The sequence below is a fragment of the Sphingomonas mangrovi genome (assembly GCF_047975845.1).
Lineage (GTDB): Bacteria > Pseudomonadota > Alphaproteobacteria > Sphingomonadales > Sphingomonadaceae > Sphingomonas.
The window spans coordinates 18,717-27,091 of record NZ_JBIUCZ010000039.1 but is presented as its reverse complement, the minus strand read 5'-3'; the positions used below and the strand labels follow the sequence as shown (position 1 = coordinate 27,091).

The 8,375-nt window shown below is 64.6% G+C and carries 7 protein-coding genes; 3 read left to right on the top strand and 4 right to left on the bottom strand.

From position 1 onward, the window contains the following. Positions 1-144: 144 nt before the first annotated feature. Both ACBY01_RS15370 and ACBY01_RS15365 read right to left on the bottom strand, forming a co-directional pair. On the bottom strand, positions 145-486 hold the full coding sequence (locus ACBY01_RS15370; protein WP_416461828.1) for a hypothetical protein: 342 nt from the start codon (positions 484-486) through the stop codon (positions 145-147). A 251-nt stretch (positions 487-737) separates the two neighbouring features. Further along, positions 738-1,874: a CaiB/BaiF CoA transferase family protein gene (locus ACBY01_RS15365; protein ID WP_416461827.1), complete on the bottom strand. Its 1,137-nt coding sequence runs from the start codon at positions 1,872-1,874 to the stop codon at positions 738-740. 49 nt (positions 1,875-1,923) lie between these two features. On the opposite strand from ACBY01_RS15365, the gene ACBY01_RS15360 reads away from it, so the two are divergent. From ACBY01_RS15360 to ACBY01_RS15350, 3 genes are read left to right on the top strand one after another with little or no spacing between them, the layout of a single operon-like run. Next, complete coding sequence (locus tag ACBY01_RS15360; RefSeq protein ID WP_416461826.1) at positions 1,924-3,057, top strand: ATP-binding cassette domain-containing protein; 1,134 nt, start codon at positions 1,924-1,926, stop codon at positions 3,055-3,057. After that, positions 3,054-4,541, top strand: a complete 1,488-nt coding sequence (locus ACBY01_RS15355; protein WP_416461824.1) for an ABC transporter permease — start codon at positions 3,054-3,056, stop codon at positions 4,539-4,541. The genes ACBY01_RS15360 and ACBY01_RS15355 overlap by 4 nt, the downstream gene beginning before the upstream one ends. A gap of 7 nt (positions 4,542-4,548) precedes the next feature. Continuing rightward, entirely contained in the window at positions 4,549-5,238 is a 690-nt protein-coding gene (locus ACBY01_RS15350; RefSeq protein WP_416461823.1) for a hypothetical protein, read from the top strand. Positions 5,239-5,249: 11 nt separating this feature from the next. On the opposite strand, the gene ACBY01_RS15345 is transcribed toward ACBY01_RS15350, so the two are convergent. Both ACBY01_RS15345 and ACBY01_RS15340 read right to left on the bottom strand, forming a co-directional pair. Further along, positions 5,250-6,368: a hypothetical protein gene (locus ACBY01_RS15345; protein ID WP_416461822.1), complete on the bottom strand. Its 1,119-nt coding sequence runs from the start codon at positions 6,366-6,368 to the stop codon at positions 5,250-5,252. A gap of 132 nt (positions 6,369-6,500) precedes the next feature. Next, positions 6,501-8,297: a DUF6538 domain-containing protein gene (locus tag ACBY01_RS15340; protein WP_416461831.1), complete on the bottom strand. Its 1,797-nt coding sequence runs from the start codon at positions 8,295-8,297 to the stop codon at positions 6,501-6,503. Positions 8,298-8,375: the final 78 nt, after the last annotated feature.

Genomic DNA, 8,375 nt, shown 5'->3' with positions numbered 1-8,375 from the left:
CTCAGCGGCCTCACACCCTACGAATACATCGCCAAGCTCTGGACCTCAGAGCCAGAACGCTTCATCGTCAATCCGATCCACCAGATGCCGGGACTGAACACCTCAGGTTGTCGATTGGGTCGATGAACGACCGGAGTTGGGGGCTTAGCCGCCGTCTCCCATTTCGCGATCGGCGACATCCATGAAATCGCGGGCGGCGTTCCGATCGTCCTCCTCGTCGAAGGCACTATCAAGGCCCGGCGTGACGCCGAGCGTGTAGAGGAGGCACCAGAGCGCGAAGCATCGCCCGCCATCCTTCTCCAGCCCGAACTGCAGCCGCAGGCGTTCGACGCCCGCGACGAGCTGATCCGGCGGCAGCGAGCCGATGTCGTCGGTTCCGAAGAAGCGGATTACCAGCTGATCGAAGTCCATGCGCCGCTCTACGCGTTCCCAGCGTCGGCTGACATCCCGCCCCAGCCCATCGGCCGGGTAGCTGCGGCGGACCAACTATCATCCTGCCTCGTCAACCGTTGGCACGTCACAATAGATCCTCATGCGCGAGGCCGAGATTAAGAACGGGGATATGCCGCACGAAACGAGCACCACACTTGCCGATCACCGTGACCTTGCGGCCTCCTCCGCCGTCGAAATATCTGTGATTTTATGGCTGTGATCAACGATCCCTTACCCGCCGCGTCGAAGGCGATCTCAAGACAGTGAAACGAACTTTTCTTAACCGGTTTTCACCAGGAGAAGCCTTAAAGCGAATCCAGCCCAAACTCGTCTGCGATCACCGCAGTATGTGTCCCTACGATTGGGGCCGCAGTTCGACTGACGGGTCGCTTGCTGTTGATGCGAAGCGGTGCGCGGGTTGTGGTAATCGAGGTTCCGTTACGCTGTAATGTCTGCAACAATTCGAGTCTGCGAAAGCCGGCTTCTGCTAGCAATGTTGGCCAATCCCGTACGGCGGCGCACCAGACGTCGTTCGGCTGCAGTATAGCGATCCATTCGCCGGTACGCTTCGTCCCCAGACGCTCGGCGACCATGGCCTTTACTAGGTCTCGCTCAGCAAATGGGTTGCGCTGCCCGAGGCGCAACTCGAGCAGATGCTCCAGTTTCGACGAAGGCGTCATCGCCAGCGCCAGCCAGCCGTCGCTGGTGCGGTATACGCCGTAGGGTGCCGCCAAATAGGCGTGGGCGTTGGCGGTGGCGGCGCGGATCGGCGGTCGCCCGCCATCGTTCAGATGCGTGGTCAGCACCTCGAATTGGAGGTCGACCATCGCCTCCAACAGGCTGGTTTCGACATGCGCGCCGTCGCCCGTGATGCCCCGTCGCACCAACGCTGCCAGGATGCCTTCGACCAGGATGTGTCCCGCGAGCATGTCGGCCACCGAGAGGCCGAACGGGACCGGGCCGTCGTCGCGGTCGCCGTTTAGCCACATCGCGCCGGACACCGCCTGAGCGAGCAGATCCTGTCCCGGCATGCCCGCCCACGGGCCGTCCGGGCCATAGCCGGAGATGCTGCCGACGACCAGGCGCGGATGATCCGCCCGGAGCCGGTCGGGGCCGAAACCGAGCCGATCGGCGACGCCGGGGCGGTAGTTCTGGATCACGACGTCCGCTTGCGCGATCAACCGGCGGACCTGCTCCGCCTGCTTGGGGTCCTTCAGGTCGGCGGCGAAGCTCTCCTTGTTGCGGTTGATCGCGTGGAACAGCGTCGAATCGCCTTCGACGTCGGTGTCGCTGAGGTACAGGGTGCGGCAGATGTCGCCGGTGCCGGGACGCTCGACCTTGATGACCCGTGCACCCAGATCTCCCAGTCGTAGCGCTGCCGAAGGCCCCGACAGGAACTGCGCCATGTCGATCACCAGCAGTCCGGACAGAGGGGCTGTCATCGCGACTCTCCGTACAGGCGGTTGGCGTCGCTCGCACGGACGGGCGGCGGTGGTCGATCTGGTCGCTGCGCTCGGCAATCCTTTTCCGCTCGACGCGCTTGTCGCGGACCTGCCGATCGGCGCGCGCCAGATGGTCGCCATCGGCCAGGCGCTGGCGAGCGGCGCCGACGTGATCGTGATGGACGAGCCGACCGCATCGCTCGCCGGGCACGAGCGCGAGGCGGTGTATGCGACCATTCGTCGTCTGGCCGCGGACGGCAAGGCGGTGCTGTTCGTATCGCACTTCCTCGACGAGATCGTTGCGCTGACCGACGAAGTGACCGTGTTGCGCGATGGGCGCGCGGTGCTCCACGCCGAGACGCGGACGCTGGACGAGCGACAGATCGCCGCCGCGATCGCCGGCCGCGCCGTCGCCGTTCTGGAGCGCGCGCCCGAACCGCGGACGCTGGGTGCGCCGCTGCTCGAGGTCCGCGACCTCTCGTCGCCGGGCAAGCTCGCCCCCACGAACCTGACGCTCCGCGAAGGTGAGATCCTCGGACTGGCGGGGATGCTTGGGTCAGGACGCAGCGAGCTTCTCCACGCGATCTTCGGCGCCGATCGGCAAGCGTCCGGATCGGTGACGCTAGCCGGTGCGCCGGTCGGCCGCTGGCCCGACGAGGCGGTTGCGGCGGGGCTGGCGCTGGTTCCCGAAGACCGGGCCGCGCAAGGCTATGTTCCGCTGCTCACCCTCGCCGAGAACATCGCGCTGTCACGAGCCGGAGGCATATTGCTCGATGTGCGCGCCGAGCGGCGGGACGCCGAGGCCGCGATCGAGCGGCTGGCGATCAAGGCGCCGGGTCCCGACGCGTGTCCGCCCGAGCTATCTGGCGGCAACGCGCAAAAGGTGGTGATCGCGAAGTGGCTCGCGTCGACGACGCGCGTGTTGCTGCTCGACGAGCCGACCGCCGGCATCGACATCGGTGCCAGGACCGAAATCCTGCGGCTCGTCCGCACGCTCGCCGACGACGGCATCGCCGTCCTCCTCGTCTCCTCGGAGTTCGAGGAGTTGCTCGCGATCGCCGACCGCATCCTCGTGCTGCGCGACGGGCGGGTGGTCGGCGAGGCGGATCCGGCTATCAGCGACGAGGCGAGCCTGATCCTCATGGCGGGCGGTGGCCGCCTGCCGATGGAGAATGCTGCATGACCGATTGGCGCCGAAGCTTCGGCCTGCGCGAGGCGGGGGTCTATTACGCCTTGCTGCTGCTGCTCGGGGTGTTGGCGGCGCTCGCCGCGTCGCGCGGGCTGCCGCCCTATCTGTCCGGACAGAACCTCGGCAACATCGTCTATCAGGCCTCGCTGATCGGGATCATGGGCGTGGCGATGACGGTGATGCTGATCACCGGCGCCTTCGACCTGTCGGTCGCCTCGGTGGCGGCGCTGGCCGCCGCGGTGCTGGTCGGGCTGGCGGGGACGATCGGCTTCGCTCCCGCAGCGATCGCGGCGCTGTGCACCGCCGCCACCGTCGGCCTGCTGAACGGCGCGATCGTGCAGTTCGTCGGGATCAACGCGTTCATCGTTACGCTCGGCACGCTGACCGCAGTGCGCGGGTTGGTGCTGGTCCTCACCGACGGCCGCTCGCTGATGGTCGAGGACCCGGCGGTGCTTCAGCAGATGCTCGCGTTCGAGAGCACGCGCGTGCCGCTGTTCTGGCCACTGCTGGGGATCGCCGTGGCGCTGCTGGCGATTGGGCTCGCCAAGCGGCAGCCGCTGGCGGTCGCCGGCGGCGTGCTGCTCGGCGGGCTGACGCTTCTCGTGGGACCGCAGTTCACCGTCGCAGCGCCGGTCGTCGACCTCGCGCTGTTTACCGCCGCGGTGGCGTTCGTGCTGCGCTTCACCGTCTTCGGGCGGCGCATCTATGCGGTTGGCGGCAATGCCGAGGCAGCGCGGCTGTCGGGCATCAACGTCCATGCCTATCGGCTCGGCGCCTTCGTGCTGTCGAGCGTTGCCGCGGGCTTTGCCGGGGTGCTGTTCGGCTGCCGGCTCGGGGCGATCAACCCCACTGCGATGCAGGGATCGGAACTGACCGTGATCGCCGCGGCGATCCTGGGCGGCACTTCGCTGTCCGGCGGGGCGGGCAGCGTGGTGAAGACGGTGGCGGGGGCGCTGCTGCTGCGCGAAGCGCTTCGCCTCTCGATCGCGGCAGCGACGCCTGCCGCCGAGCCACTGCGCCCGGAATGGCAGCGCGAGGGGCCGGCACCTGGCCTATGGTACGATCCAACCGTCCCGCTCCCCATCAACGAAGGCGGCACCTCAGGCACGAAGATGACCAGCGACGGGCCATATCGCTTCGTTCGGATCCTGCCGCGGTCATGGTCAGCGCCGATCGAGTATGGCGCAGGTGGCGTCCGACCGGCGATCCTGGGTCCAACCCAAGGCCAAAGCTGGGGCACAACGAAGGGCGGCAATCTGACTTATACCGGCAGCGTCCGTGGAGATCGGCAGCAACCACTCACCAATTTCGTCATGCAGTTTCGTGCGACGGGCGAAGTCTGGGGCGTGGACGCTTTCGTGGCGAACGGCGAGGGAGGGGACCTACCGCGCGCAGCAGGCGCGGCGCGAAGACCAGCTCGTCGAAGCGCTGGAAGAAGGCCGCACTGTTGCTTTCGACGATATTTCGCACCTCGCTAGCGACGACTTGGCGCGCTTCATTGTTCATCGCGCCCTGGTCATCGACTCCCTTGCCAAGATGCCGCGCGATTCAGCCGAGGACGTCCTGCACAATGCCATCCTGCGCAAGCACAGCGATGGCAGCGACATCCGCGAGAACAATGTCTGGCTCGTGGACGACAAGTTCCTGTCCTACAGCAACATCTACAGCGACGAGACGCTGGCACGAATTGTTCGCGAAGTCGGGGTCGAGACCGAGTCGAAGCAGCAGCGCAAGCCCGACGTTGCCGCATTCTTCTCCAAGGATAATGATGGCCGCCCGAACAAGATCGTCATCATCGAGTTCAAGAAGCCAGGCGCTGACATCTTCGAGAACAACAAGGCCTTGGTGCAGTGCAGGCTTTACGCTAGTGAGCTGGTCGATCGCATCGACACGGTGCGGGAGGTGTTCGCTTTCTCCGTCGTCGAGATCGACGACGAATTCTACAAGGACATGAAGCGCACCGGCTTCAAGGACGTGTTCTCGCTCAGCGAACGTGTGGTCTATGACGATTTCGTCATCGGAGCCTCCGACGATATCCCGCTGCACCTCTATGTGATGCCGGCCGCCTCGCTCATAACTGACGCCAAGGCGCGCAACCGTGTCTTCGAGGAAGTGCTGCGGTTCAACATGGACAAGGAACTGCCGGCCGCGGGCGGGTCGCAGCCGCGCCCTTGATCGAGCATGGCTTAGTCTTCGTTGTCGGCCGGCGCGACATTGGCGAGCAGCAACGCTTGCTCGGCGTCGAGCTGCGCCGCCTCATAGCCATGCTCCTCGAAGCGGGCCGCGATCTGCTGCTGGATGTCGCCGGGGGCCACTTGCGGCACGAAGTGGAGGTTGAGGAAGTTGCGCAGCGCGAAGCGGTAGAGCAGCGGCGCGAAATGCCCAACGAACCGGCCGCTTTGCGCGATTTGGAGCGACTTCACCGTCACTGGGTTGCCGTGCAGAAAGTCGTTCCGCACGCGGTATAGCCGCTCATAAAGCTTGTGGGCGAGGGTGACGCTGAGCCGCTGGCCGCCATAGCGGACCCGGTAGCGCCGAGCATTTAACCGGCGCATGTGGAATCGCTTCATGTCGAGCAGCGCGAACACGTTGGCGAGATTGGCGCGGCCATGTTCGAAATGCGCGAGAATCTCAAACGCGCTGATCCATAATCCGCATTGGCGACCATAGTCGAAGATCGTCGCGGCCGTCGTCGCCGGCATTCGCATCGCGGCGTTCGCCATGTTGAGTGAGCGGAACAGCGCGCGGCCCATCGGCGTCATCCGCGGCTGTCCATAGGCGGCGTTCCAATGGTCGAGAATCTCGCCGAGCAGGATGCGATCGATGCCGGTCCGCTGGAGCGTATGAACGGGCGATCCGGGCGAAGGCTGACCGGCAAAGTCGTCCACCCGGTGGATCGCCATGCTGGCCGGCGTGATGCTGATCATCCGGTCGAAATCGCGGTCGAGGTTCCAGGGATAGAAGTCGAACGGATCGGTGAAGAGGATGCGGTGCCCCTGAGGGTACTGCAGCTCGAGCGCGGTCTGCTGGAGCACGGTCGAGACGGCCAGCGCGTTGCGGATACCGACCATCGCTTCGCCGGTGCGCTTCGTATCCGGGGCTTGCGCGTCGAACAGCAGGACCGCAGGGTGGACCGCGCGTCCGTGCGAACCTGTGAACCGCGCGAGGAACTGCTCCAGGTTCGGGTGCTCGCCCCGCAAGGCAATTACGCGCTCGTCCGTCGGCGGCACGATGGCGATCTGTTCGGCGGCGATCTCGACGCGCAGGTCGATGTTCGGGAGGATCGAGAGGATAAGCCAGGGCATGATCACGGTGTGCCCTTAACCCGGCAGCTTGAACAGATTGCGTAGTTGTGGCGCCCCGGGCGCCATTTACCACCTGAACCAAAGACCGCTTCCGGGAAGCGTTCGGGTGGCCCTGAGTGACCGGGTTTGGGTCTATATGCTTACTGGTGCGCCGGCGATAAACGCCTTCCAGTCGACTTCCGGATAAACCAACTTGGCGATGGCATCATGCAACGTCTGCATCTCAGCGCCACGACCGTATTTTGTGCTGACCGACCCGTCAGCATGGCCGAACAGCAGGTCCACGATGTCGGTTTGGACCTTCCCACGGATTGCACGCTTACCGGTATGTCGGAAGGAGTGAAACACCAGTTCGGGATCAGACAAGCCGATATCGTCGAGGAAGTCGTTGATCACGCGCGAGAGACGCTGGGTACGGCTACCGTACTTGTTGGCTTGCAATTCGGGAAAGAGCCACGCCGCCTTCTCCTCGCGACGTCGTTCGACCAGATCAAGGAAGCCGGCTTCGATCAGTAACGGGTGGATCGGGATGTCGCGCTTGGCGCTTGCGGTTTTGATACGCTTCTTGGGTGCATCTTGCTGCTCCCGCACGCGCCGCCGGTCCACCTCAATCGCGATGTAGTCAATTCCTTCGTAGCGGCGAACATTGCCCGGGCGCAGACTGCCCAGTTCATCAAGACGGCAGCCGGTAAAGGGGGCGAGCAGTAGCACCCAGAACAGCGTCTGGGTCGACACGCCTTCCTTCTTGGGCAACTCCGCCGAGTAGATCCGCTGCAAGTCGGCCGGGTCGAACGGCAGCCGTGCGTCCTCGATGTCGTCACGCGGCAGCGATTTGACTCCCTTTGCTACGTTGTCGGCTATTACCTCCAGTTCCTCGACCGCATGGGAAAGTGTGACGCGAATGGCGGATAGAGCTTTGTTAACGGTATCGGATGCCAGCGTCCGAAGGTTGTGGCTGCGCGCGAACTCAACCTGCTCACGCACCGGCAACAGCGCGATCTCTTTCGATGCCCTAGAGGGTAGGCCGGAGCAGGTACGGCGGTAGTCGCGCACCATAGTCGCGGTGATCTGATCAACAGGCAGGTCGCCATTCAGCGCAACGAAGCGCTGGATGGCGCGCCGCCACTCGTCCACCAGCTTCAACTCGCGCGGCTTGAAGTTGACCCAAGCTTCATAGGCAGTCGTCAGAGTCGGGGCAGGCACGGCCGGTGGCGCAACAGACACAGCAACAACAGGCGGTGGCGACGCGCCGTTGACGATCACGGGGGCGGGGATGATTCGAGTACGGGTAGGCGCCACGCGCACGGCGCAGGCGGCGCACAGCCGATCGAGGTAAGCGCGTCCGATCGCCTCGTGCAACTCGCTGCCGGGCTCCGCTTCCACCTTCGCGTTGTAGGCGATGGAAGCAATCGCCCAATCGATCGGATCCAAGCTCGGCAGCGCGGCCACCCGCTGCAGCGTCTCCAGCCAAGGCAGCGGCTGGAGATCGGAAACGGCCTCCAACATCTGCTTGCGAGCGGCATGGTCGTCGAGGTCAGCCCGAGAAGGCGGATTGCCGAAGTCGTATCGAGCACCCGGCGAGTCCGGGTCGATGCCATGTGCGGACCCGAATGCTCCTGTCTCCAACGAGGCCAGCTTCATCGCCATGCCCCGAAGCGCGTCGTCATCGACGCCCTCGAGAAAGGCATCGACCATGCCGGTCGCGGCGGCGAGATGCTTCGTCAGCAATGCGCGCCTTGCCGCGGCCAGCTTCTGCTCGAAGATTTGAGCTTGCGCTGGATATAGCTTTTTCGCCTCCTCGGGATCGCGCGTGTCCAGGGATCGCTTGTACTCGGTGCGACCGCCATCAAAGTGCGGCCGCAGTGCTTCGGGCACGACGCGGCGAAATTGATAGATGCCAGTGCGAGGGTCTTTGCTGGGGGTGGCCATACGGATCACTTTGTACCCATCCTTTGTACACAGGATGGATAAAGCGTCGGTAAAAGCCGCAAAAACCGCGCAAATCCG

Coding starts and splice junctions, on each gene's coding strand:
- ACBY01_RS15365 (WP_416461827.1), bottom strand. CDS start 1,874: ATGACAGCCCCTCTGTCCGGACTGCTGGTGATCGACATGGCGCAGTTC.
- ACBY01_RS15355 (WP_416461824.1), top strand. CDS start 3,054: ATGACCGATTGGCGCCGAAGCTTCGGCCTGCGCGAGGCGGGGGTCTAT.
- ACBY01_RS15345 (WP_416461822.1), bottom strand. CDS start 6,368: ATGCCCTGGCTTATCCTCTCGATCCTCCCGAACATCGACCTGCGCGTC.
- ACBY01_RS15340 (WP_416461831.1), bottom strand. CDS start 8,297: ATGGCCACCCCCAGCAAAGACCCTCGCACTGGCATCTATCAATTTCGC.